General features: G+C 40.2%; 27 protein-coding genes. 13 read left to right on the forward strand and 14 right to left on the reverse strand.

The genetic code is table 11. The features are described from left to right. On the forward strand, positions 1-70 hold a 70-nt coding region (locus A7968_RS23240), incomplete at its 5' end, for an EF-Tu C-terminal domain-related protein (protein ID WP_455710328.1). A 170-nt stretch (positions 71-240) separates the two neighbouring features. Here the strand turns inward: A7968_RS23240 and A7968_RS16515 are convergent. The 4 genes from A7968_RS16515 to A7968_RS16530 form a co-directional block, all read right to left on the reverse strand. After that, a complete protein-coding gene (locus A7968_RS16515) occupies positions 241-1,098 on the reverse strand; it encodes a hypothetical protein (protein WP_064667678.1) in 858 nt (285 codons plus the stop codon). 167 nt (positions 1,099-1,265) lie between these two features. Continuing rightward, positions 1,266-2,168, reverse strand: coding sequence for a HEAT repeat domain-containing protein (locus A7968_RS16520; protein ID WP_064667679.1), 903 nt, complete (start codon positions 2,166-2,168; stop codon positions 1,266-1,268). Positions 2,169-2,326: 158 nt separating this feature from the next. Further along, entirely contained in the window at positions 2,327-3,250 is a 924-nt protein-coding gene (locus A7968_RS16525) for a hypothetical protein (RefSeq protein ID WP_064667680.1), read from the reverse strand. A 145-nt stretch (positions 3,251-3,395) separates the two neighbouring features. Continuing rightward, on the reverse strand, positions 3,396-4,583 hold the full coding sequence (locus A7968_RS16530) for a dipeptidase (protein WP_064667681.1): 1,188 nt from the start codon (positions 4,581-4,583) through the stop codon (positions 3,396-3,398). 194 nt (positions 4,584-4,777) lie between these two features. Between A7968_RS16530 and A7968_RS16535 the strand changes: the two genes are divergently transcribed. Genes A7968_RS16535 through A7968_RS16545 form a run of 3 tightly spaced genes read left to right on the forward strand, consistent with a single transcriptional unit; the run spans position 4,778 to position 7,255 of the window. Further along, positions 4,778-5,419: a hypothetical protein gene (locus A7968_RS16535; RefSeq protein WP_064667682.1), complete on the forward strand. Its 642-nt coding sequence runs from the start codon at positions 4,778-4,780 to the stop codon at positions 5,417-5,419. Positions 5,420-5,475: 56 nt separating this feature from the next. Further along, complete coding sequence (locus A7968_RS16540) at positions 5,476-6,534, forward strand: sensor histidine kinase (RefSeq protein WP_064667683.1); 1,059 nt, start codon at positions 5,476-5,478, stop codon at positions 6,532-6,534. Then, the gene (locus tag A7968_RS16545; protein WP_064667684.1) at positions 6,524-7,255 is read left to right on the forward strand and encodes a LytR/AlgR family response regulator transcription factor; all 732 of its coding nucleotides are present in this window, start codon (positions 6,524-6,526) and stop codon (positions 7,253-7,255) included. Before A7968_RS16540 ends, A7968_RS16545 begins: the two co-directional genes overlap by 11 nt. Here the strand turns inward: A7968_RS16545 and A7968_RS16550 are convergent, their stop codons facing one another. Together A7968_RS16550 and A7968_RS16555 are read right to left on the reverse strand one after the other, a co-directional pair. Then, positions 7,256-7,501: a YheU family protein gene (locus tag A7968_RS16550; RefSeq protein WP_064667685.1), complete on the reverse strand. Its 246-nt coding sequence runs from the start codon at positions 7,499-7,501 to the stop codon at positions 7,256-7,258. Next, positions 7,498-8,478 carry a hydrolase gene (locus A7968_RS16555; protein ID WP_064667686.1) on the reverse strand — a complete coding sequence of 327 codons (981 nt, stop codon included), beginning with the start codon at positions 8,476-8,478 and terminating at the stop codon, positions 7,498-7,500. Before A7968_RS16555 ends, A7968_RS16550 begins: the two co-directional genes overlap by 4 nt. Before the next feature lie 509 nt (positions 8,479-8,987). On the opposite strand from A7968_RS16555, the gene A7968_RS16560 reads away from it, so the two are divergent. The 3 genes from A7968_RS16560 (at position 8,988) to A7968_RS16570 (ending at position 10,504) form a co-directional block, all read left to right on the forward strand. Continuing rightward, positions 8,988-9,488: a hypothetical protein gene (locus tag A7968_RS16560; protein WP_064667687.1), complete on the forward strand. Its 501-nt coding sequence runs from the start codon at positions 8,988-8,990 to the stop codon at positions 9,486-9,488. After that, the gene (locus A7968_RS16565) at positions 9,481-9,702 is read left to right on the forward strand and encodes a helix-turn-helix transcriptional regulator (protein ID WP_064667688.1); all 222 of its coding nucleotides are present in this window, start codon (positions 9,481-9,483) and stop codon (positions 9,700-9,702) included. Before A7968_RS16560 ends, A7968_RS16565 begins: the two co-directional genes overlap by 8 nt. Before the next feature lie 454 nt (positions 9,703-10,156). Further along, a complete protein-coding gene (locus tag A7968_RS16570) occupies positions 10,157-10,504 on the forward strand; it encodes a hypothetical protein (RefSeq protein WP_064667689.1) in 348 nt (115 codons plus the stop codon). A gap of 377 nt (positions 10,505-10,881) precedes the next feature. On the opposite strand, the gene A7968_RS16575 is transcribed toward A7968_RS16570, so the two are convergent. Beyond that, positions 10,882-11,295, reverse strand: coding sequence for a TIGR02444 family protein (locus A7968_RS16575; RefSeq protein WP_064667690.1), 414 nt, complete (start codon positions 11,293-11,295; stop codon positions 10,882-10,884). Further along, on the reverse strand, positions 11,282-13,204 hold the full coding sequence (locus tag A7968_RS16580; protein WP_064667691.1) for an ATP-binding cassette domain-containing protein: 1,923 nt from the start codon (positions 13,202-13,204) through the stop codon (positions 11,282-11,284). The genes A7968_RS16575 and A7968_RS16580 overlap by 14 nt, the downstream gene beginning before the upstream one ends. Positions 13,205-13,347: 143 nt before the next feature. Here A7968_RS16580 and A7968_RS16585 point away from each other — a divergent pair, with 143 nt between their 5' ends. After that, positions 13,348-13,551 (forward strand): YheV family putative zinc ribbon protein, encoded by a 204-nt coding sequence (locus A7968_RS16585; RefSeq protein ID WP_029216159.1) that lies wholly within the window; start codon positions 13,348-13,350, stop codon positions 13,549-13,551. A 10-nt stretch (positions 13,552-13,561) separates the two neighbouring features. On the opposite strand, the gene A7968_RS16590 is transcribed toward A7968_RS16585, so the two are convergent. After that, complete coding sequence (locus A7968_RS16590) at positions 13,562-13,777, reverse strand: SlyX family protein (RefSeq protein WP_064667692.1); 216 nt, start codon at positions 13,775-13,777, stop codon at positions 13,562-13,564. After that, positions 13,764-14,762: a WD40 repeat domain-containing protein gene (locus A7968_RS16595; RefSeq protein WP_064667693.1), complete on the reverse strand. Its 999-nt coding sequence runs from the start codon at positions 14,760-14,762 to the stop codon at positions 13,764-13,766. Before A7968_RS16595 ends, A7968_RS16590 begins: the two co-directional genes overlap by 14 nt. A gap of 201 nt (positions 14,763-14,963) precedes the next feature. On the opposite strand from A7968_RS16595, the gene fkpA reads away from it, so the two are divergent. Further along, the gene (fkpA, locus tag A7968_RS16600; RefSeq protein ID WP_064667694.1) at positions 14,964-15,716 is read left to right on the forward strand and encodes an FKBP-type peptidyl-prolyl cis-trans isomerase; all 753 of its coding nucleotides are present in this window, start codon (positions 14,964-14,966) and stop codon (positions 15,714-15,716) included. Positions 15,717-15,770: 54 nt separating this feature from the next. Here fkpA and A7968_RS16605 read toward each other — a convergent pair whose 3' ends face one another. Then, the gene (locus A7968_RS16605) at positions 15,771-16,820 is read right to left on the reverse strand and encodes a S66 peptidase family protein (RefSeq protein WP_064667695.1); all 1,050 of its coding nucleotides are present in this window, start codon (positions 16,818-16,820) and stop codon (positions 15,771-15,773) included. Between the two features lie 164 nt (positions 16,821-16,984). Continuing rightward, on the reverse strand, positions 16,985-17,452 hold the full coding sequence (locus tag A7968_RS16610) for an Rsd/AlgQ family anti-sigma factor (RefSeq protein WP_064667696.1): 468 nt from the start codon (positions 17,450-17,452) through the stop codon (positions 16,985-16,987). Positions 17,453-17,936: 484 nt separating this feature from the next. Here A7968_RS16610 and hemE point away from each other — a divergent pair, with 484 nt between their 5' ends. Beyond that, complete coding sequence (gene hemE / locus A7968_RS16615; protein ID WP_064667697.1) at positions 17,937-19,001, forward strand: uroporphyrinogen decarboxylase; 1,065 nt, start codon at positions 17,937-17,939, stop codon at positions 18,999-19,001. A gap of 91 nt (positions 19,002-19,092) precedes the next feature. Here the strand turns inward: hemE and sthA are convergent, their stop codons facing one another. Both sthA and A7968_RS16625 read right to left on the reverse strand, forming a co-directional pair. Beyond that, positions 19,093-20,520 (reverse strand): Si-specific NAD(P)(+) transhydrogenase, encoded by a 1,428-nt coding sequence (sthA, locus tag A7968_RS16620; protein ID WP_064667698.1) that lies wholly within the window; start codon positions 20,518-20,520, stop codon positions 19,093-19,095. 13 nt (positions 20,521-20,533) lie between these two features. Further along, positions 20,534-21,667, reverse strand: coding sequence for an acyl-CoA desaturase (locus tag A7968_RS16625; RefSeq protein ID WP_064667699.1), 1,134 nt, complete (start codon positions 21,665-21,667; stop codon positions 20,534-20,536). A gap of 127 nt (positions 21,668-21,794) precedes the next feature. On the opposite strand from A7968_RS16625, the gene fabR reads away from it, so the two are divergent. From fabR to leuB, 3 genes are all read left to right on the forward strand, one after another. Next, entirely contained in the window at positions 21,795-22,412 is a 618-nt protein-coding gene (gene fabR / locus A7968_RS16630; protein WP_064667700.1) for an HTH-type transcriptional repressor FabR, read from the forward strand. A 383-nt stretch (positions 22,413-22,795) separates the two neighbouring features. After that, positions 22,796-24,349: a 2-isopropylmalate synthase gene (gene leuA / locus A7968_RS16635; RefSeq protein ID WP_064667701.1), complete on the forward strand. Its 1,554-nt coding sequence runs from the start codon at positions 22,796-22,798 to the stop codon at positions 24,347-24,349. Beyond that, positions 24,346-25,422 (forward strand): 3-isopropylmalate dehydrogenase, encoded by a 1,077-nt coding sequence (gene leuB / locus A7968_RS16640; RefSeq protein WP_064667702.1) that lies wholly within the window; start codon positions 24,346-24,348, stop codon positions 25,420-25,422. The genes leuA and leuB overlap by 4 nt, the downstream gene beginning before the upstream one ends. Positions 25,423-25,434: the final 12 nt, after the last annotated feature.

A 25,434-nucleotide genomic window follows, 5' to 3' on the forward strand; every position in this document is an offset into this window, starting at 1 on the left:
TCTTCGTTTCGCTATCCGTGAAGGTGGCCGTACTGTAGGTGCTGGTGTAGTAGCAACTATCGTAGAGTAATAATTAACTTTTAAGTTAATTGTTAGAAAAAGGTCACTTCGGTGGCCTTTTTTAATGGCTTTAGAAAAGTTAGCGAGAGTAAAGTTAGCGAGCTGCTCGGTGTGAATTCAAACGCCATAGCTTGGGTTGAGTTTCGCTAAACCCCACCCAAGTAAGGTGTTGTTTAAAATTTATTTGTCATTTTGTTCTTTTAATTTCGAAATTAACTCAATAATGAGATTTTTGGGTGTTTCAGAATAGTTATTCACTTCCATTACGTTCAGTACATTTTCCCAGTCAGCTACCTTATTGGAATTAACTCCTTCTAAAATGGCTTTAGTGACAATTGGCAGTTCACTTAAGGCATTCTGAGAATTAAGTGAATTGATAAATTGGTCCAAGTCGCTTGCCTCATAAGTATCAACGACCATCCTTAGTGTTTTATTGTTGCGCATCTCAAAATACTCGAAACCAAAGTTATTAGTTATTACGAAAGCATTTCTATCATCTATCCTAATTGCTGTATTTGCTTTATTACCACGAGTATAAAGAGATTTTGTGGTAATCATAATAGATTGCTTTATGAGGGTATTCATTTCTTCTGGCGTGGTTATATTGCAATTAACATCATCAGGTGTAACAGATAGGCTCTCTTTAATTATTTCAAAAACAGTATCCGGGAATGGTGGTGGGAATTTTTCCTCAGCGCTTTGTGAGAGTAGTGAGTTGAAAAAGAGTATTTGAGATTTAAAAGCATCTTCGTCATCACCTTCATCCCGCTCCATTATGGTTAAGTTTGGGGAGTTACTGCCATATAAAGCACTATATTCTACGTTTTCAGTAACAATAATAGGTACTTCAAAGCAATTCATTTGAATTTTTTCAATAGCCATTAATTTACTCGTAGAGTAGTCACCCCAAACTAAATTGGCATTATTTTTCGCTTTTAGGATATTTATAAGTTCATGACATTGGGCTTTATAGTCATTTGCCATTGCAATAGTAGGAAAAATAATTAGTAGCTTTAGGATCAAATTGCAAAGTTTCATGTGCTTCTTCTATTTTTTGATTTTTATATAGCTTTAACAATGGTTGTATTTTGATCTTATATGCATCGCAAAGCAACTCTGAAGGTGTAATTTAAGGTACTGCTATTACAGTTACGTGCAACTATTTGTTTTTTAACTTTTTCTGTACGCGCTTTTGTTCTGCTTTTTTAACTACCGCCGGTTGCGTGCTTTTGCAGCATCTGTAACTTTTTTTGACTGCCAAATGCTTCATTAAGTAACGTTTTAACATCATTATCAGTGGGGTTGTTATATAAGCTTAAAAGATGCTGCGCTACTTGCTGGGTGTAGTCACTTTGGCCATTTTGTGCTTGATAGTATTGCATCACTAAACCTTGTACAGCTAAGCGGCGGACATAGTCGTTGTTATCGGTTTCTAATAATTGCGTAAACTTTTCGACAATCCGGTAATCGAGCACAGGTGTTTGTGCTACTGACTCGATTGCTTGTATTTTAAAATTACCATCTGTGCTATTGATTGCTAAATTAAAAACACTCTCAACAATTGCAAAGTCATATTCTGGCATGCTCTGCTTATTCAAGATATTCATACTTAGTTGCAGTTGATTTAGTGCTGCTAAACGTTCATCATCACTTTTATTTGGGTTAAGAATTTGCTCTCTTAACTGAGTTGCCATTTTTTGAGCATAGTGTGGATCTGATTTTATACGTAATTCATAGTCCTCTGGTAATTCAGAGTAAAATGCATGATAAGGGTTACTCGCTCGCATTTTAGCTTGCACTTGTTGCTCTTTTTCAGCAAGTACAGCTAATACGAGTTGTTTCAAGTCGCCTTGCTTATCTATGTAATTAGAAACCGTAAGTCGCTGCTGCTTTAACTCCATAACTTGCTGCTGTAGTTGGGTAACATTCTGTTGTAACTGATTAATTAACTCATCGTCAGCGGGTGCGTCGGCGCTCATGAATTGCGACTTTTGCACCGTCTTTGTACCATTCGCGGTTAATTTATTGATGATAACTAGGTTATAAATTGATATTGCCAGCGCACTTGCAGCTAGCAGGATAGTAACAGAACTTTTATTGATAGACATAAGCATACACTCCTTGTGCAAAATGCCAATTTATCTATTTTAGGTATAAAAGTCTGTTACAAGATGTAATTTTCGATGCGATGTTGGCTGCGTTTCGCTCAAGTCCACGCAGCTTAATGAAATTAGTTAACATACTCGTGTTGCTAATCGAACGATTTTTAACTGCCGCCCTCTGCGTATTTTTGCAGCTCAGCAAGCATGTTTTCATTACCAATCATTTCGTTTAATACCGAATAAACGTTAACGTCGGCTGAGTCTTGATATAGCGATAGAATATGTTGTGCAATTTGTTGGCTATAGTCGCTCCTCTCGCTCTGAGCTTGATAGAATTGAGTAACTAAACCTTGGCCAGCTAAGCGACGAATATACTCGTTAGAATCTTGCTCTAGCAGTGCTGTAAAACGCTCAGCTAAACGATAATCAAGCACTGGCGATTGAGTTGTAATTTCTATGGCTTGAATTTTAAATTTATCATCATGACTATTATCGGCCAGATCTAATACATTTTTAAAAACTTCATAATCATACTCAGGTATGTTGGCTTGATTTAAAATATATAAGTTCATTTGTAATTGAGCTAGCGCTGCTAATCTATCAATATCACTGACATTTTGGTCAAGAATGCGCTCACGTAATTGTACCGCCATATTTTCAGCATAGGCTGGTTCTGATTTTAAACGTAACTCATAATCTTTTGGCAGCTCAGCATAAAAATCATATAAAGGGTTACTTTTACGCATATCCTCTATTTCTTGTTGTTCTTTTTCATTGAGTACCGCAATTACCAGTTCTTTAAAATCGTCGTTATTAGCTGTTTCTGCAAGTGCCGGATTTTGTATTTTTAGATTAGCGAGTTGTAACTCTAACGCGGTAATCTTTTTATTTAATAGATCAATTGATAGCTCATTATAATCGGTATTTAATGGGATGTTAGTAACCACTATTTCCGAGCCATTTTGGTGTATAGCGTTTTGTTTTGTATGTGGGGTTACTATATGTTCTGCGAAAAAAGTACCGTAACACGATATAGCAATGGCAATTGTGGCGATAACAATTGCTACAGAGCCCTTATTGATAGGCATTAAAAATGTGCTCCAAAGATAAAACGCTAATTTACCTCTTTTGGCGAAAAAGTTCTGTTAAAAGGTGTAAGAAGGTAGGTACAAAAATGCATTTTTTAGTGGATAGGGCATAAGCTCCAGTTGCCCAGAGCTTAAAATTTACGGATTAGTGCTTTTTCGCATACTCTTCAGCTTGCTGCCATACGCGTAATACATTACCACTTAATATTTTTTTGATATCAGTGTCGCTGTAGCCTCTATCCATCAAGCCTTGTACAAGGTTAGGGTAGCTAGATACATCTTTTAAGCCTATCGGTAACGAATCGCCTACACCGTCATAGTCAGAGCCAATACCAACGTAATCGATACCAATAAGCTCAACAACGTGATCAATATGATCTAGCACTTGCTCAAGGCTGGCAAACGGGAATGGGTTTTTAGCACGATACGCGGCATCAAAATCTTTACTTAGTTTAACGCCTTGCTTTTTAGCATCGTCTTTTTTGTTATTGAGTTGGTCGTACCAACTGCGCGAGCTCGATGTAACAAAGCTTGAACCAAAGTTAATTTGAATAACACCGCCATTCTTTTTCAGTGCGAGCAGCATATCGTCATCCATATTACGCTCAAAGCCCGGCGTGTATTTACGTAGCGATGAGTGTGAGGCGATCACCGGCGTTTTAGATAGTTCTATTACTTGATAAAACGCATCATCTGAAATATGTGAAACATCAATCAGCATGCCGATGTTGTTCATCTCAGTAACCAGCTTTTTACCAAATGGGCTTAGGCCTTTCCATTTGCGGCGAATATCATACGACGAATCTGCAATATGGTTGCTTTGTGAGTGAGCTAGGGTGATATAGCGCACACCACGGTCAAAAAAGTGTTGTAGGTTTTTCATATCGCCTTCAATGGGCGAGCCGTTTTCCATACCCATGGCAAGTGACATTTTACCTTGCTTAAATTGCGCTTTAATATCAGCGGTGGAGCTTGCAATAGCAAACTTGTCTGGAGCACGTTGTGCAATCGCTTCCATGCTATCAATGAGTTGATTTGCTAATTGGTAGCTTTTACCTTTTCCTTCAAACTCTAAATGAGCTGGAATATAAATCGACATAAACGGCGCGTTCAAGCCACCTTGTACTGCGCGTGGGTAGTCAAAATCACCGTCATCAGTGGCTTTAGTCACATCAGCCCATTTCGCATGAATACGGTACGGCACATCGATATGAGTATCGATCAAAATAGTTTCTTGGGTGAGTTTGATTGCTTTAGCTGAGGGGGTAATTTCCGTAGCTTGTGCCCCTGCAACAGTAAGTGCAATGGCGCCAAGTGCTAAACGTATCTTCATGTTCTTACCTATCTTATTATAATAATGTCCTTGATTGTAACAACAATTGATTCGTCCTGCCTACTATCCGCTTATCCTCTTTTTTAGCCATTAATCATTTATTACCCTTTTACATCAAGAGTGCTCGTTATAGTCCTAGTCAACAAAACTCAGTATGCATGTAAAGCATATGACTACTTTAAAGGAGCAATACAATGCAGTTTACGACCGCAAATAAACACAGCAAGCTATTCATTAAACCGGTATTAGCAACATTATTATTAGGTATTTCATCAATCAGTTACGCTGATGAAATAGATCAAATCGACTCAGTACTTACATTTCAAGAAGGGTTTTCTATTGATTTTCAAACAGCAAAAATAAAAGGCGTGTTTGATGGTAATGGTGTCGGTATTAATTATCAGGCCTCATTAAGTGAGCTTGCTGAAGAGCAGCGTAATGGCAAAGTTGACCTTTATGGGCGTCTGCAGTATCAAATAAATGAAGATGGTCACAAAGCTAATTTAACTCAAACTGAAATCACCCTTGGTGTTAATTGGGCATATTCAGGTAAGACGTATTTTTACATTGAAAGTGCATTAATGAAGCAACAGCTTGATGTAAATAACAGCACTGATTCCCAAACATTTGATATAACTCGTGTGGGTGGTAAATATAATTTTTACAAAGATTTTGTGGTGAATGCAGCGTTAGAGCACCGCAAAGCGCTAAAAAGCGATACCGGCTATAAGCTTGCGCTTGAAACAACGAATATTAAATATGCTTTATTTAGCGCGGGTTATCTTAGCGTTGGTAATAACCAATCAATGTTTATTACTTTGATATCAAAGTTTTGAGTAGCAAACTAACAGAGCTTGAGTACAATACTGTTTATTATCAAAGGAGTGTGCTCATGCGAAATTATTGGCTTTGCCAGTTGTTGGTTTTTATTAGTATCGTATTTATAAATTATAGCTTAGGTGTTGCGTTATTAAATACATCAACAGATCACCACACTCATTTGTTTTTACGGACTATCTCGCATGCAAGTGTGTTTGTGCTATTAACGCATTTTATTCTTTATACCCTGGGCAATTGGCTGTGCGGTAAATTAAAAATAACACGGCTCAATATTTTTTTGCTAAGCGTATTATCTATTCTGCTAGCTATAATACAGACTCTAAATGTGGTTTATTTTACGCCTTTTATTTTACCTGATAGTGCCTCTAGTATGAGTATACAAATGTACAAAGAGACAACGGTTGATTTAGAAAATCAACAAGTTACTGGAATTATTTCAAGCTTTTTCAATGTCTTCGTAATGAGTTTAGTATGGAGTGGTTGCTATTTAGCAGTGGTATCACGAAGGGAGAAAAAGCTTATAATGAGTCAGCTAAAGGAGCAACAGCTGGAAAGTCTTAAAAACCAAATCAATCCCCATTTTTTATTTAATGCATTAAATTCGATTCGTGGCATGATTTATCAAGATCAAGATAAGGCAGCTGATATCGTCACTCAGCTTTCTGAGCTATTTAGATATAACCTAACCACAGACTTGCGAACCCATGTTAATTTTGAGCAAGAGTGGGCAATATGCGAGCATTATTTAGCGATAGAAAAAGTTAGGTTTGGTAAGCGGCTTTTAGTCTCAATGCAATGCGATGATTCATTAAAAAAAGTCGTGCTTCCAAGTATGGCTTTGTTAACACTGATCGAAAACGCAACCAAACATGGCATTGCCAATTTAGAAAGTGGTGGAGAAATAACAGTTAATGTAGTGAGAGTGGGTGAAACAGTGTCTATTACAGTTAGTAATCCTTTTGATGAAAAACAACTTAAGACCGGCACCCAATTAGGATTACAGAATATTCATTCAAGGCTTGAACTGATGTTTGCGCAAAGGGGGAAGTTGCTCATTCAAAAGCAGAACAGTCAGTTCAACGCAACTTTGGAGGTGCCATATGCTACATAGTAGGCCTAACATAACAGCATTAATTGTAGATGACGAAGTGCTTGCTCGAAATGAATTGACTCGGTTATTAAAGTCGCACAAACACGTAAATATAATCGCTGAAGCTGAAAATATTAGTCAAGCCAAGGAGTTAATAGAAAAACATAATCCAGATGTTATTTTTCTTGATATTGAAATGCCTGGAGGAACAGGTATTGAACTTGCAGAGCAGCTAGGTGGTGAAACTCATATTATATTTTGCACAGCATATAACGAGTTTGCTGTAGATGCTTTTAGTTTGAATGCTGTTGATTATTTATTGAAGCCCATTGTTAAAAATCGCTTAGAAAGCACATTAGCAAAGCTGGCAGGACTGCTGACGAAGCGTCCTGTTAGTTACTTGGAAGATGACTTTAAATTGATGGTTAAATTTTCTGATAATATGAAAATTATCCAACTGGCTGATATTTTACGATTTGAAAGTATTGGTAATCACGCGGCGATTTATACCGCCTTCGGGAAGGCTTATATTCACAGTTCTCTAAGTAAAATCGAAGCTCGCTTAAATCCTGATTATTTCTTACGAGCTAGCCGTAGTGACATAATACGACTAGACGCAATCACTGAACTTGAAGAAACAATAAATTATGGACTATTGGCAAAGCTAAGTAATGGTGCTGAGGTTGAAATATCTCGTCGCCAAGCAAGTAAATTAAAGCAGCAATTGAGCTTTAATTTATAGCTATTGTTGATGTTGCTCTTCACTTTGCAGTGCTTTAAATTCGCTCTTCGAAATAATAGTGACCGATTCGTGTAGTTCAGAGAAAAACACCAGCGCTTCGCCAGTGGTTAATTGCTGCTTTACTTGCGCCACTTTACTTTCAATGCTGAATTCTTGCTCACCGTAATCGGTGCCTTCACGCAAAACATAGCTTTCAATAAGGTTATACAATGTGTCTTTATCGAGTTGTTGGTGTGGAATGATCATAACGGCTCTTTTTTAACGATCTGATTGAAGTACTCAGGCACGATTTGCTCTAACCAGTAAACAGGTTTAAATGGGTTACTACCCGTTATAAAACCAACATGGCCGCCTTTTTCTGAGATACGCAGCGTAACATGCTCACTCACATCTTGCCTACTAGGTACGGCTTTAATCGACAGCATTGGGTCATCTTTAGCGTGAATAATTAAAGTCGGTGTGGCGATGTGTTTTAAATATGCCTTGGCACTGGCTTGCTGGTAATAGTCTTCAGCGCCATTAAAGCCATGCAGTGGTGCTGTGAGGTGTTCATCAAACAGCCATAAATCATCAATGGCCAGTAATTGCTCTGGCGTTAAATTAATTTGTTGCTTGATTTGCGGTAGTTTACGATGCATGGACTTCTTCATCCGATCGAGCAAATACTTCTGATAAATTTTTGCTAAGCTTTTACGTATTACTTGGCATGATGCCGATAAATCATAAGGTGCAGATACAACCGCTGCGCCATTAAGTAAACATTGCGACCCTTGTTCACCTAAATATTTTGCCAGTACGTTACCACCGAGTGAAAAACCAACTGCCAGCAAAGGTCGATCTGGAAACTGCTGTTTGAGCTGTTTTATAAAAAAATCAAGGTCGCCAGTTTCACCACTGTGATAAGCACGGGGTAGGCGGTTAGCTTCAGTAGAGCAGTTACGAAAGTGCATTAATACAACGCTAAAACCACTTTTTTTCAGGGCTTTCATCATACCTTTGGCATAAAAGCTATTTATGTTGCCCTCAAGGCCGTGCAGCACAATAGCCAGCGGGGCATCGTCATTTTTTGGTAGCGACCAAGCAAGCTCTAAAAAATCACCGTCTGGGGTATCAAGCTGTTCTAATTGGTAACGTGTATTATGAAAAGGGCGAAAAAAACGCGGCATAATTGTTTGCACATGACGATTACTCATCCACCACGCAGGCTTGAAATTTGTAAGCATAATTTAAAACATGTTTAGCTATTTGAATTGCTAGTGTAACAAATTTTAATAAAAAGCCCCTAATCAAACAACTTGATAAGGGGCTTTGCGCGTCGTGCTTAATTCTAATTGGGTGTTTGGTCGTCATGCACTTTCTTGATAAAAAAGTACACAAAGAAAAGGCATAAACTGATCACGACACCCAGAAAACCGAATGATAAAAATAGTACTGGGTCACTAAAAAAGTCTCTGAAGAATACGTCCATAAATGCCTCCTAATGTCTATGGGTTCATCATAGTGCGAGTTGGCAGAGGCTGATATGATCCAGATCAAGCTACTTTGTTGATTATAAAAAGCGTGATTGAGAAGTTGATTTGGATCAACAAAGTTAAGTCAAGTGGCGGAGTGACTGGTAAGGGGGTAGGCAAAGTAAAGTAAAACAAACTTGAAGTAAAAAAAGTTTGACATGTTTAAAAAATAGCCTTAACTTAGTTGGTGTCAAAAATATTTTACTTGGAGTTAATTGTATATGACTCGTTCAGAACAGTTGAAAGAGCTTTTACAAAGTATAAGCTTTAGAGAGCTTACGCTTAGTATCGATTTATTGGTCAGCGTATATATTTCGTTTTTTTATGTAGACAGCTTAATTAACGCAACTACAGAGCAGCTCGCTTCGGTCTCTTGGCTGTCAGGGTTACTGCTACAGGTATTAACTTACTCTGTGGTACTTATGGTATTGAGCTATTTATTGCTCGCATTCATTAGTGATAACGAGTTAAAACAGCCACTTGATGTTAGGGAAAAACAAATAAATTTAATTGGTTATAAGTATAAAGCGGTAATTTTACAAGTGGGTATTTGTATTGCTATTTTTCAATATCAAATTGAAGCGAATGGTTGGGGGCCTGCTATTGAATACAACATTCCTTATTTACCTATGCATGTGATGGTAGGTGCTTTTTTAATTGCTGAAATAACGAACTACATAGCGCAGTTATATAAAGGTAGAACGGGTGATATCTATGAGTGAATATGCAATCAGTAACTCTATTCGGACATTACGGTTTTTATACAATGAAATGACCCAAAAGCAACTCGCCGATGCTATTGGGGTAACGCGTCAGACTGTGATGGCGATTGAGGCAAATAAGTACTCACCGTCATTAGAAGTCGCCTTTAAAATTGCAGCCGTCTTTAAGTTACCTTTAGAGGAGGTATTTCAATATCGGGCGACCAATACGTAGCATGATATACGATATTAAAGTGGGGTTTAATGATAGGGGTTTACTGACTCTTCTATAAAGTACAGTGTCTACTTTATCTTTATCTGAGTTCGACGGCGCTGAGTTAATGATAGAAAAGCAGTTACAAGGTAATAAATTTCTGTAGGTCGTCATTTATGGCGATAATTTTTTTGAAGTAAAGTGATAAGCTAAATCATGGCTTTGCTTTACTCTTAAGCGAAGCGCCTCTAAATCTTTTTGTGAATAAGTTACTTAAGATCTTTTTGCACAAAGAGAAGAGAATGAGAAGTAAATGAGGGGAATGCAAAATTTATTTGCAGTAAAGTTGGCTCTGAGAAGCTTGTTAGAAATAGCATCTGTTTGGGCTTATAATTTCAACTTTATTTTTTATACCTAGTAATAATGGTGGTAGACATTGAAAATTACACGGATAGTTAAATATACTTTAGTGATTATGCTGCTGCAAATTGCTTTATCGACATTACTCAATATTGTTGCTGGTTTTGAGCGCGATGCATCATCGAGGCTTGACGATTATATTCTTATTGCAATCATCCCATCCAGTGTCTTATCTTTTTTACTATATAGTGTAATGGCATATCGCAGTGATAATTATGCTTGGCGATATGCATTTTATGTTTGTTTTTTAGGCTTTTTTCTTGGTGCAATAACTGTCTCATTGATCTTGCAAGAGTTTTACTTTTTCTCAAAAACTTCCATTATCGAGTTGCCCGTTTCATTGTTAGTTATTATTTTAGCAACCCTGACAGGGTTGAAATTGCAAAGAAAAACGAGCGCTTAAAGCTCACCAATATATAGTATTACATTAATGGTCTTGGAATCAGGCTCTAATGTTAATGTGTTAATTTTTTCCACCAGCACCTGCTGTTGTTGCTTTTTCAAGTTTGATCTCTTTACTGAGTTAATAATAAAGAAGTAGTTACAAGGTAATGAATTGCTGTAGGTCGTCATTTATGGCGACAATTTTTGCTGTAAGTCATTTAAAGGTCTTTTTGCACTAAGAGAAGAGCATGAGAAGTAAATGAGGGTGAATTTAAAGTTTATTCGCAGCTAAAGCTGGCTCCTACAAGATTTGGTTACCCGTAGGAAATGGCTTTAGCCATGAATTATTTTTGTTATTAGGATTGTCGCGCTAAAGCACGACCTACATGAGAGTTTTTACAAATATAACGATGTGTTATTTGGCGTGCTGCAAGGTGTTAGCGCAAAGCTATTAATTGTGGTTATTAACATCTGTTGTTGTTGTTTTTCTAGCTTTAACTCGGCGCTGAGTAGGTCTTTACGAATTGCAGCATAATCTGCAATTTCGGTGTGATTGGCTTTTAAATAGGCGCGGGAAGTACGTAGGGGCTTTAAAACCTGTTGATCAAATGCACTAATACATTGTTCAAGTTTGCTTAGCTGTGCTTGACTAATTGCTAGATTGAGAGAATCTAAATAGTACAGTAGCAGGCACAGGTTAACGTTTTTACCTTGCTGATTTTGGTAAGCCAACAGGCGTGCTTGCATATCACCTTCACTATAAAGCTGACATGCAAATTGCCAAAAATCGTTGCTGTTAAGCAAGTTCATCGGCAAACGCTTGTTCTTTTTCTTCCATCTCTTCAAGGGCCATGAGTAGCTCTTCTTCGATGTCATTTACTTTTGGCGTTAATGTCGCTTGCTTTGCTATTAGTTCTTTTAACTTTGTTTTGTTGTCATCGTTATAAAGGGTGTTATCGCCAAGTGCTGCTTCGATTTCTGCTAATTCAGCTGAATGTTTATCAAGTTGTTTTTCAAGCTTTTCAATCTGCTTTTTGAGTGGTTGAACCGCTTTTCTAAATTCGGCCTCTAGGCGCTTTTGCTCTTTACGATTTACTTGTGAGTTTGCTTTTGGTTCATCGTCAGCTTGAGTGGCTTTTGCCGCTTCTTTGTTGGCGTTGAGTAGCCATTGATAGTATTCGTCTAAGTCGTAGCCAAACTGGGTTACTTCACCGTTATCGACTAAGTAGTATTCGTCAGCGGTGTTTTTTAGCATATGTCGATCATGAGATACCGTTACCATCGCGCCTTCAAAGCCTTGCAGTGCCATAACCAGGGCATGACGCATCTCTAAATCAAGGTGGTTAGTAGGCTCATCCAGTAGCAGTAGGTTCGGTTTTTGATAAACCAGCATGGCTAAAACTAGGCGGGCTTTTTCGCCACCAGAAAACGGCGCAACTGGCTCCAGAGCTTTATCACCAATAAAGGCAAAACCACCTAAAAAGTCGCGTAGCGATTGCTCGCTGGCTTTTGGATTTAGGCGCTGTAAATGAGTGACTGCGCTGGCTTTTAAATCCAGCGACTCTAACTGATGCTGGGCAAAGTAACCAATGTTTAAACCCTGATGTTGGAACACTTCACCGGCTTGCGGTTGTAACTCACCTGATAGCAATTTGATTAACGTAGATTTACCCGCGCCATTACGACCAAGTAGGGCAATACGGCTACCCGGCACTAAGTTAAGTTTAATGCTGTGTAATATGGTGGTGTCGCCATAACCTGCTTGCGCTTTATCTAGCGTCATCAAAGGGTTTGGCAGCGCGATTGGCTCGGCAAATTCAAAGTCAAACGGTGAGTCGGCGTGAGCGGGGGCGAGTTTTTCCATACGTTCAAGCGCTTTAACACGGCTTTGTGCTTGCTTAGCTTTACTGGCTTTGGCTTTAAAGCGGGTAATAAACTGCTCAAGGTGGGCAATTTGTTCTTGTTGTTTTTCAAACATGGCTTGGTGCTGTAATAAGCGTTCTGCTTTTTGGCGTTCAAACTGCGAGTAATTACCTTTGTAGACATTGATCAGCTGCTTATCAATATGCCAAATTTGATCAACTACCGCGTCTAAAAACTCACGGTCATGCGATATTAATACCAGTGTACCTGTGTAGGCGCGTAAAAAGCGTTCTAGCCAATACACGGCATCTAAATCTAAATGGTTGGTTGGCTCATCCAGTAATAATAAATCCGCGTCGCGAATAAGTGCTTGGGCAAGATTTAAGCGCATCCGCCAACCACCGGAAAAATCACTCACTGGGTTTTCGATTTGGTTATTGGCAAACCCTAAACCATGCAGCAGTTCACCGGCTTTGGCTTCAATGCTGTAGCCTTTGATGTTTTCTAACTGGATATGAACTTTGGCTTGCGTGTCGCCATCGTTATTCTGTTCAGCCTCGCGCAGGGCAATACGCAAGGCGTAATAATCTGGGTGGCCTTGTAATACATAATCTATGGCGCTGATCTCAAGTGCAGGGGTTTCTTGCTTTACCGAGGCAATCGACCAATCTTTAGGAATGCTGCAATTACCTGCATCAAGCTGTAGCTCAGATTTTAATAAGCTAAACAGTGTCGACTTACCGCAACCATTTGCACCAACGAGGCCGACTTTGTGCTCTGGAAATAACGTTGCCGATGCATCTTTAAGCAGTGCTTTACCGCCGCGGAGTAATTCAATTTCTGAGATCTGGATCATGTATTATGCGCTTTACTGTGCCTGTGTGAACTTGGCGCTATCATAGCACGGAAGCTGGGCTATATTTCAATTGCTAGCGTATCAACTGAACAGTTATTGGGTTAAAATGCGGCGAGTTTCTTTTCTAACTGTGAGTAAGCGTAGTGAAGCAGAAAAAACGATTTATTGCAGGAGCAACCTGCCCAGAATGTAAAACAATGGATATGATGATGCTTTATAAAGAGCATGACGTAGAAAAAGTTGAATGCATGCAATGCGGCCATAAAATGGCGCAGCCAGAACAGGCAGTGCAAGCATCAACACGCCAATTTGAGCAAGTTATTGGCGTGTTTAAACCAGGCGATTAAGCCACTGCAATTAATAATGCGGTGGTGGTGGCTCTGGCATATTAGACATCATCGACGGTGATGATTGCGACTCTTTAATTTTTTCGGCCAGTAGCTCTGTTTGGCGTTTCATTTTCGCTAACAGCTGCTGGTGAACCTTAATTTCGTCATTTAAAATTTCAATCGTTTCATCTTGAAAGGCTATTTTAGCTTCAAGTTCTGTTAAGCGATGTTCAATTGTGTTCATTTTTATCTCGTCTAATAAAGCGCTCAGCTATTCCGCTGGAGCTTTCGGTTAACAACCTTGTATCGTTGTCAGTAAAAGCAACATCTAGCACCACCGCCGATTTAGGTCTGCTGCTTTCGCGCGGGGTGACATGCCAACTTTGAATTTTTTCACCGGTATCTAATTGCCATAACTCAACTAAGCGATTAGGCGAGCCGGTAGCAAGTAAGGTGCCTGCGTCATTAAAGCGTACCGCAGTGAAAATTTTCTGTCGGGCAATATACGCCAGTTTACTAACAAGATCACCTGTTGTCAGCTGCCATACATGTGCTTGTGCCATACTGTCTGCGGTAAATGCATAGCGACCTTGTGGATCAAGGGCCACTTGAGTCACTCTGGTTGGGTGATTAAAGCGATGGATCACTTGCCCTGTTCGCGTGTCCCAAAAGTAGGCGACGTAGTCGTTAGAGCCACTGAGGGCAAAATGTCCATTAGGGGATAAATCCACCGCGTTAATTTTTTCTTGGTGGCCAAGGAACTCTATGCGTCTACCGGTCTCTAACTCGAGATATACGACCACGCCATCGCTACGGCCGTATAAAACGCTGCGACCTTGGTTGCTAATAGCGATATCTCGAATGGTGGCGGTTTTGATTTTGTAATAGCCGGTATTTTTACCGCTAGCAATATCCCAAACTGCAAAAGTGGTTTTTTCTGCGGTGACAGCATGGCTATTGTCATACGCAATGGCGACAGTGTGGACTAAGCTATCTTGAGCTCGCTGCTGAAACCATTGGTATTTTAGTACTTGCTGTTGATTATCCCACAGGGCGACCCCATGGTGTATGGATGAGATCAGGCTGTATTTGCCATCATGGGATACCGCTGAGGCAAACGCACCTCTAGCTGCATGCTCATAGCTTGCAGTCGCTTGGTCTTTTTGTTCTGAGCAGGCAATTAGTAAGGTGCAGCACAGAAGATACAAAAAAGTACGAAATATCGACATATTACAGGTATTTCCCCTTAACTCTTAGTGATTGAGAGGTTAGACTAGGGCACGTTAAAGGCCAAGGTTGTTTATCTAATAACTTGAAAGTGAGCGGTAGCTTGCAATCAGCAATTAGATAAGTAGCCTATCATGGGCCGTTAATCATTAACTAGTAATAATACAATAAATGACATCTGCAAAGTGTGTCGGAGATTTAAAATGAAAAAGACGATTAAATTGTCATTGATTGCAGCGTCAGTTTTTGCGCTAACAGCTTGTAATCAAGAAGCAAAACAAGAACAAGCACCTGTTAAACTAGATACTGAAGCACAGCAACAAGCATACGGCATCGGTGCATCTGTTGGTAACTTCTTAAATAAAGATTTAGCTGACAAAAAAGAGTTAGGTATTGAGCTTGACCAAACGCTATTAATTCGTGGTTTTGAAGACGCCCTTGCTGGTGAAGCAAAAATTGATGAAGAAAAAATTCGTGAAGTATTAACTGCATTAGATACATCAGTGCGAACTAAACAAGAAGCTCAGGCTAAAATTGAAGCTGAAAAGAGCCAAGCTGCAGGTGTTAAATACCTAGCTGATAACGCTAAGAAAGAAGGTGTTACAGTTACTGAATCTGGCCTACAGTATGAAGTGATCACGCAAGGTGATGGCGAAAAACCAGTTGCTACCGATGTAGTAAAAGTACATTACAAAGGTACTTTATTGGACGGCACTGAATTTGACAGCTCTTATTCACGTAACGAGCCAACAACTTTCCCACTTAACCGCGTAATCGCTGGTTGGACTGAAGGTTTACAACTTATGCCTGTTGGCTCTAAGTACAAGTTCACTATTCCTGCTGAGCTTGCTTACGGCGACCGTGACTTAGGTAAAATTCCAGCTAACTCAACGCTTGTTTTTGAAGTAGAACTACTTGAAATTCAAGACGAAGAGAAGTCAGCTGCTGCAGAGTAATTAGTTATTCTGTATTGAAAAGGGGCTAATTAGCCCCTTTTTTGTTGCTAAATTTTAGCTAAATGCGGCTTCTTTCATGGTTAACGTACCCGCATCGGCATTAAGCTCAATTTGCGTACCGACGGGTAAAATAAATTGCCGTTTAATATGGCCAATCATCGCGCCGCGATAAGCAGGAATGCCCAGCGGTTTAATGTAATCTGCAAAAATCTCATCAAGGGTTAGTGAGCCATACCCTCTACCAGGCTTACAGTCATTACAATCACCAAATACAAAACCTGCTATTTTATCAAGTGCACCCATTAGCTTTAAAGTGCTAAGCATACGGTCAATGCGATAAGGTGCTTCATCAATATCTTCTAAAAATAAAATTGCCCCGTCAAAATCGGGTAAATAAGCTGAACCTGCCAAAGCTGTGAGTACCGTTAAGTTACCACCAATTAGTTGCCCTGTAGCTTTACCTGGCGTAATGGTTTGGGTGAGATACTGGCTATTAACTAGTTCGTCTTCAGCCTTAGGTAAGTTACTAAAATGCATGCGTGTTTGTTGTTCAAACATCTGTTTAAACTGCTTAACATGAAATGGGTTCCAGCTACTTGATGCATTGGGGCCATGAAAACTAACAATGCCAGCCTTTGCAAGCAGCGCATTGTGAAGTGCCGTAATATCAGAGTAGCCCATCAGTGGCTTGGCATTAGCACGGATCATGGCGTAGTCGAGTAACGGTAATATACGTGCAGCCCCAGAGCCACCTCGTAAGCAAAATATAGCATCAACGCTGCTGTCTCTAAACAGCGCATTAAGATCGTCAGCACGCTGTGTGTCAGTTCCAGCTAGGTGGCCACGTCTGGCCATAATATTGGGAGCTAACTTAGCTTGGTAACCGAGTGCCTCTATAACTTGCTTAGCTAAAATAATATCTTTTTGATTTGCTGTTGCCGCGGATGGGCTAGCCACACCAATTGTGCCTCTTCTTGGTAAGGCGTTCGGCTTTTTTAAACTCAACGCGGTTTGGCTTGATAGGTTAGCTGCTTGAACACTATTGCCAGCGAGTAATCCAGCACTGATGAGTGATAAAGACTTTAAAAATGTACGTTTATTCATAGCGAGCCTTTGTTATTTTTATACACAATAGCGCTATCATTACATTATGGAAATATAAATTTCAATTATTTGGGGTGATTTGGAATATTTAATTTTTATCGGTTGGGCTTAGGTTTAAAAACAAACAAGGAGCGGGGCTCCTTGTTGCATCGAAACTGTGCTAGTTAGGTATGATTAGAATACAAGTTATCGATTAACTCATCTTCTAACTCAAAGCGCAGCTCAAGTGCTTCGCCAAGTTTTGATAAGTCATCATCAAAATCTTTAAGTAAATCTTCTTTATCCACTTCCGCATATTTATCATTAAAATCAAGTGCAATATCGGTGGTTTCTGAAATTCGCGGATAAAGTTCACTTGCAAGCTGCTGGCTACTCGGGCCTTTTTGCTCGCATGCTTTGGCAATGTCGTCATACACTTCAAAATGCCCAGCAGATAAGTAATCCATCAAAATTTGACAAAAATTTTGGATCTGTAATTGATCTGGTAAAGCGTGGTCTTTTTGATCATACGGTGAAAAGCCAGCAATACGACAATATAAAACTAACAGCTCTTGACGTTCTGTAAGCCATTTATCGATAACGGTGTGGCTACCACCCCATTTTTGTTGAGCTTTTTCCAAACGCGTCAGCATTATCATTCTCCTTAGCTGGGTTGGTTTCTTCTATAACAATGAAATATGCAGTAAAGATCAACACATTTTTTAAATAATTTAGTAATAAAAGCTTAATGTATTGATATTTATGTAGTTATTATTACTACTTTGCAATTGTTTCAGGCAAGAAAAAACCACCATAAATGGTGGTTTAATTTCTTTTTCCGTGACCTGTTAAAACAAGCTTTCTTATTGTTATGGGAAGATTTTTATTTTTGTTGTTATTAAATTTTTATTGTTTTTATTGTTAACGCGGAACAAGTTATACCAAGCTTTTTACAATGTTGCAAACATATTAATAAAAAATTTCAAATGTTACTGCGTGTTGCTCGGTTTTTAAGCGAAAAATAAAACCCATGATCTATATCTATCCAAGTGCGTTTTGCTGTTATAGCGATAGAGCGCTGTGCGATATGGTGATACAATCTGCGCAATTTCATAAAAGCTTTAGGATCACTTACGCATGAGCGAATTAAAAAACGACCGTTATTTACGTGCATTACAAAAACAACCAGTTGATGTAACTCCGGTATGGATGATGCGCCAAGCAGGGCGTTATTTACCTGAATACCGCGCAACACGTGCACAAGCGGGCGATTTTATGAGCCTGTGTAAAAATGCTGAGCTAGCGTGCGAAGTGACACTTCAGCCACTGCGACGCTACCCATTAGATGCCGCTATTTTATTTAGTGACATTTTAACTATCCCTGATGCAATGGGTTTAGGCTTGTACTTTGAAACGGGTGAAGGCCCTAAGTTTGAGCGCCCGATTTCATCATTAGCTGATGTTAAAAAGATTCCAAAGTTAGACCCAACTGATGAACTTGGTTATGTAATGAATGCGGTGAGCACTATTCGCCGTGAGTTGAAAGGTGAAGTGCCGTTAATTGGTTTTTCAGGTTCGCCTTGGACTCTTGCGACTTACATGGTTGAAGGTGGTAGCAGCAAGGTCTTCGGTAAAATAAAAAAAATGGCATTTGCAGAGCCACAAACACTGCACTTATTGCTTGATAAGCTAGCCGACTCTGTGATCGATTACCTAAATGCGCAAATTAAAGCGGGTGCACAGTCACTCATGGTATTTGACTCATGGGGTGGCGTTTTAAGCCCACGTGATTACAACGAGTTTTCATTACAATATATGCATAAGATTGTTGATGGCTTAATTCGTGAATACGATGGCCGTAAAGTGCCTGTAACGCTGTTTACTAAAAATGGCGGCCAATGGATAGAAGCAATTGCTGCAACTGGCTGTGATGCCGTAGGCCTTGATTGGACTATAAATATTGGCGATGCCAAACGACGTGTTGGCGATAAAGTGGCGCTACAGGGTAATATGGACCCGTCAATGCTTCATGGCACACCAGAACGTATTCGCGAAGAAGTAGCAACAATTCTTAAGGATTTTGGTACCGGTAATGGTCATGTATTTAATTTAGGCCACGGTATTACCCCAGATGTAGATCCTGAAAATGCAGGTGTATTCATAAACGCAGTGCATGAATTTAGCGCGCAATACCATAAGTAATAATATGTTAAGTAACGAGTAATTAGTTATTTTTGTCATTAAAAAAGCCCGCTTAAAGTTAAGCGGGCTTTTTGTTGTCTTTTAAAGCTTCTTATTTAAACAAGCGATTCAAACCATTTAACGCCGCAACACGGTAGGCTTCAGCCATCGTTGGGTAGTTAAAAGTGGTATTTACAAAGTAATCAATATTATTACCGCCATTTTTTTGTTCCATAATGGCTTGGCCAATGTGCACGATTTCAGAAGCACGCTCGCCAAAACAATGCACACCTAGTACTTCTTTGGTTTCAGTGTGGAATAATATTTTTAAACTACCTACTTCGGTACCGGCAATCTGTGCTCGCGCTAAGTGTTTAAACTGCGCACGACCTACTTCATAGGGGATTTTAGCAGCAGTAAGCTGTTGCTCGGTTTTACCCACAGAGCTCATTTCAGGAATGGTATAAATACCTGCCGGAATATCAATAATGAGTTTTTCATCGCAGTTGCCACAGGCAATCGCATCGGCTGCAATGCGGCCTTGATCAAACGCCGCACTGGCAAGGCTAGGGTAGCCAATGACATCGCCCACCGCATAAATATTATCGATTTCAGTTTGGTAAGTTTCATTAACTTTTAACTGCCCACGGCCATCGGCTTTTAAGCCAACCGCTTCAAGGTTCAAGCCATCAGTGTTACCAGTACGGCCATTAGCAAATAAAATACAGTCAGCTTTTACGCGCTTGCCCGATTTTAAATGCATGACCACGCAGTCATCGCGGGTCTCAACACGATCAAACTCTTCGTTATGGCGAATAACAATACCGCTATTCCAAAAGTGATAGCTTAACGCATCTGAGATTTCAGCATCCATAAAAGCTAATAAGCGGTCGCGAGTATTAACTAAATCTACCTTTGCACCTAAACCCTTAAAGATCGAAGCGTATTCACAACCAATTACACCTGCACCGTAAATTAACACGCGATGAGGGTCATGCTCTAGCCCTAAAATAGTATCGCTGTCGTAAATACGTGAATGGCTAAAGTCGACTTCAGGTGGACGATATGGGCGAGAACCTGTAGCAATCACAATGGTTTTAGCTGTTAGTCGTTCGGTTGAACCATCAAGACGTTTAATTTCAATCGTGTGCTTATCAACAAAGCTGGCATCACCTTGAAACATATGAATGCGGTTACGGTCGTAAAAGCTACTGCGTAAATTTGATTGCTTAGAAATAACCGAGCTGGCGTGGCGCAAAATATCAGGAAACGTTAACCGACTAGGGCGCTCACCAACATTGAATAATGGGTTTGCTTTGTATTCTATATAGCGGCTAACAGAGTGACGTAGTGCTTTTGAAGGGATAGTACCCCAATGTACGCAACCACCACCAACGGCAGCTTGACGTTCGATAACGGCCACTTTTTTGTTGCTTTTAGACAGGTTCATGGCGGTACCTTCACCGCCAGGACCTGTGCCTATAATAATCGCATCATATTGAAATGATGGTTGTTCTTTCTTTACTTGTTGTTTGGCCACAGCCACTCCTACATTAACTAAAAGAGGCTTTTAATAACCTCGCATTGAGTGTAAGCCACGCCTGTTTTTGGTTTTCCCAGGCTGCTTCCAACTCATGATATTGTGTCATTAAAGCTGATTTTTCGCATTGTTGCAGCATGTTATTCTTTTTAACTTCTAATACCTGCTTTTTTAGTGCGCAATAGTGTTGTAGCTTTTTCAGCAATAAATCGTACTCTTGCTGCAATAATGTAAGCTTATCTTGGGCTAAAGGCAATTTCGCTAGGCGATTTTGCGTTCTATTCATTAACGTTTCGGCTTTAGCTTTTTCGATGCGCTCAACCGGTGTACGCTTTAATTTTTTAGCAAGACCAACAGCTGCAAAAGCGCGGATCATCCACTTTGTGGGATCATAATGAAACCATTTTATGCCATTACGATAGTCACTGGCAAAAATATGATGAAAATTATGGTAACCCTCACCATAAGTAAATAAGGCTAAAAAGCCGTTATCACGGGCGGTATTTTTTTCAGTGTAAGGACGAGAGCCCCAAATATGTGCTACTGAATTAATAAAAAAGGTAAAGTGCTGGCTCAGTACTAAGCGCAATAATCCTGCTAATAATAGCATGCCAATTACATCACCAATTACTAACCCCAGTAACAGTGGAATGCCAATATTAGTCGCTAACACTAATTTCATATAATGGCGGTGTTGCCACATCACTATTTTATTGCGTTGTAAATCACGACAATTACTGTAATCACCATAGCTGTCGCCTTGGTAATCACGAAGCATCCAGCCGATGTGGCTATACCAAAAGCCATTAGTTGCAGCATAAGGGTCTTTTACAGGGTCATCAACTTGGCCATGATGAACGCGGTGATCGCTACTCCAGTGCAGAGCACTATTTTGCAGTGCAAAAGCACCACCTAAAGCAAAAAAAGCTTCTACAACAGGATGAGCGTCGTAAGTTTTATGGGCCCACAAGCGATGGTAGCCAGCGGTAATCGACATACCGGCATAAAACATACAAGCAACGAAGGCAATCCAATGCGCGCTAGTAAACCCGTAGGTAATTCCATACCAAGGTACTAAGATGGCGGCTGCCAAAAAGGTAATGCTAAAAAACAGGACATTGGTCCAAATAATCGGTGGTTTTTTCATCTGTTCAAATCTGAGCGTACACTTGTAAGCTAAAATAATATTTCATTCTCCTGCCGTCAAGTATTAGACTGGGGAATTAAGATAAAAATCACCATAAATTGATTTAAATTAAATCAAGGAGTAGTTCATGTCGGGTGTTCGCGCGCAACAGAAACAAAAAACACGACAAGCTTTAATTGAGGCGGCATTTAATCAATTAAGTGCTGATCATAGTTTTTCTAACCTCAGTTTACGTGAAGTAGCTCGTGAAGCCGGTATCGCGCCAACCTCATTTTACCGCCACTTTAAAGACATGAATGAACTGGGTTTAACCATGGTGGATGAAGCTGGTCTAACACTGCGCCAATTAATGCGCCAAGCACGCCGACGTATAGCCAGTGGCGGCAGTATTATTACCACCTCAGTGGTAACATTTATGGAGTTTATCGATAATTCTAGTAACCAATTTAGGCTACTACTACGGGAACGTTCCGGCACTTCTAAAGCATTTCGTGCCGCTGTAGCCCGTGAAATTAAACACTTTATTTTAGAGCTTGCTCATTATCTTGAAAGCGAAACCCCGTGCGATGCAACTCATGCGTATATTCAAGCAGAGGCTATGGTCACGCTAGTATTTAATGCCGGTGCTGAAGCCCTTGATATTGAAGGCCAACAACGAGAAGAGTTAGTCGAGCGCTTAATTTGGCAATTACGCTACATTACTCGTGGCGCTAGCAATTATGTACGAGATGGGAATAAAGAGTAAAAAATAACAAAGAGTTAATCTAGGCGAAGGCTGTAAGCTGATTAGTTTAATAGACTTCTATTTTTGGTTTTTTGTATTTTTTTATGCTTTAAATTTATTTTTTTGGATTATTATTTCTTTTTATATGGTGTTAAATTCCTTTTCTTGGAAATATTATGCTTGCATGCACAGTTTTGAAGTGTTAAAAATAGGCTTCACTGAACACACACATTTAGTAAAGACGATGCAAAACACTCATTTAATTACATTAAAACTAAACCTCTTACTGCTAGCGCACGTGAGCGGGGATTAGTGTATTTGCATTAAGTAAACACAAAAAACCCCGCAATATGCGGGGTTTTTTTTATCTCGCAACCAGGGCAGCTGAGAATTAAGGGTAGATTATGCAAGAACAAGATAAAGTATGGATTTTCGACACCACCTTACGTGATGGTGAGCAAGCGCTGAAAGCAAGCCTGACTGAAGAAGATAAAATCCAACTGGCGCATACTATTAGCCGCCTAAATGTGGATGTGATGGAAGTGGGTTTTCCGGTTTCGAGCCCCGCCGATTTTCGTTCAGTACAACGTATTGCCACAGAAGTAAAAGGCCCGATTATTTGTGGTTTAGCACGCGCTGTTGCTAAAGACATTGAAGCTTGTGGCGAGGCACTTCGCAGCGCACAGCAAAGTCGAATTCATACTTTTATTGCTACTAGCCCGTTGCATTTAGAACACAAATTACGCATGAGCTTAGATGACGCCACAGCTATGGCAGTTAAATCAATTAAGCTTGCCCGTAATTATACCGATGATGTGGAGTTTTCATGCGAAGACGCAGGCCGTACCCCACATTGGGATTTATGCAGAATCGTTGAGCAGGCCATTAATGCTGGTGCATCAACGATTAACTTACCGGATACCGTTGGTTTTGTAACACCAGACGAATACGCTGCAATGATCCGCCATTTAATGAATAACGTGCCAAACATTGATAAAGCGCGGTTAAGTGTGCATTGCCATAACGATTTAGGTTTAGCCGTTGCCAATTCAATTGCTGCGGTACAAGCCGGTGCACGACAAATTGAATGTACCATTAATGGTATTGGAGAACGTGCAGGTAACTGTTCACTTGAAGAAGTGGCAATGATCATGAAAATGCGTAAAGACCATTTAAATGTGTTTACCGATATTCGTAGTGAAGAAATCTATCGCGCCTCACGCCAAGTGGCGAAAATTTGTAATATGCCAGTGCAACCTAACAAAGCGATTGTTGGCGAGAATGCGTTTGCCCATAGTTCAGGTATTCATCAAGACGGTGTATTAAAAGCCCAAAACACCTATGAAATTATGTCACCAGAAAGTGTCGGCGTGCCAAATAACCAACTAAACATGACCTCTCGTTCAGGACGTCATGTTATTGAGCACCGCCTTGAAGAATTAGGCTATCAAAAGTCTGATTATGATATGGATAGCCTATATGAAAGCTTCTTAACCCTTGCCGATCAAAAAGGTACTGTGTACGACTACGATCTTGAAGCGATGATTTATTTTAATCAAATCAGTGATAAAGACGAAAAGTACCAATTAGAGTTTGTTAACTCAACGTCTAACTCGCAGTCGGTTGCCAGCTCAACGATTGGGATGACGATTGGCGGAGAGTCAAAGCAAGAAGCGGCTACCGGTAATGGCCCTGTAGAAGCGTCATTCTTAGCGATTGAGCGCTTAACAGGCATGGCTGTTGAGATGATTGAATTTAATTTAGAGGCGACCGGTGAAGGTGCCAGTTCACTTGGCCAAGTCAATATTATAGCGAAATACGATGGCCGCCCTTATCACGGTGCAGGTATCGCGGCGGATGTGGTTGAGGCGTCAGTACGCGCCATGATCCGTGTTTATAACTTAATTTATCGCGCACAAAAAGTGTCAGATTTAAAACAACAAAGGAAAGCAGGATGAGTCAATCAAATTATAGCGTTGCCGTTTTAGCAGGCGACGGTATCGGCCCAGAGGTAATGGCAGCAGCAGAGCAAGTATTGGATGCTGTAAGCAGTAAATTTGGTTTTACTTTGACTCGCCACCCACATGCGATTGGTGGTGCTGCTATCGATGAATTTGGTAAAGCATTACCTGATACTACCTTAGCGGCATGTGAAAGCGCCGATGCAATTTTGTTTGGCTCTGTGGGTGGCCCTAAGTGGGAAAACTTACCGCCAAATGAGCAACCAGAGCGCGCCTCATTATTACCTTTGCGCAAGCATTTTGGCTTGTTTTGTAATTTACGCCCAGCTCAGCTATTACCAGCTTTAAGTGCTGCGTCGCCATTGCGTGCAGATATTAGCGCGCAGGGCTTTGATATTTTATGTGTACGTGAACTTACCGGTGGCATTTACTTTGGTGAAAAAGGTCGCAGTGGTGAAGGCGCAGATGAAGCCGCTTTTGATACGCAAACCTATTCGCGTAAAGAAATTGAACGTATCGCACGCTTTGCTTTTGAAGCAGCAAAATTACGCAACAATCATGTTACCTCGGTTGATAAAGCCAATGTACTCGCATCAAGCGTATTATGGCGCGAAGTGGTTACAGAGGTAAGCAAAGACTACCCAGAAGTGAGCCTAGATTATATTTACGTTGATAACGCTGCAATGCAACTAGTTAAACAACCAAGTCAGTTTGACGTATTACTGTGCGACAACCTATTTGGTGATATTTTGTCTGATGAATGCGCAATGATCACAGGTTCTATGGGCTTATTACCATCAGCTAGCTTAAATCAATCAGGCTTTGGCTTGTACGAACCTGCTGGTGGCTCTGCACCAGATATCGCGGGTAAAGGGATTGCTAATCCTATTGCGCAAATTTTAAGTGCAGCGTTAATGCTACGTTATTCACTTGGCCAAGATGAAGCCGCACGTAGCATTGAAAAAGCCGTTGCTGAAGCGGTCGAAGCAGGTGTTGGTACACCAGATATTTACCCAAATGCGGGTTATACCACCCAAGATGTTGCTGCTGCGATTGTCGCGAGAATATAAAACAGCAGGATT

Source organism: Pseudoalteromonas prydzensis, assembly GCF_001661495.1.
Taxonomy (GTDB): domain Bacteria; phylum Pseudomonadota; class Gammaproteobacteria; order Enterobacterales; family Alteromonadaceae; genus Pseudoalteromonas; species Pseudoalteromonas prydzensis.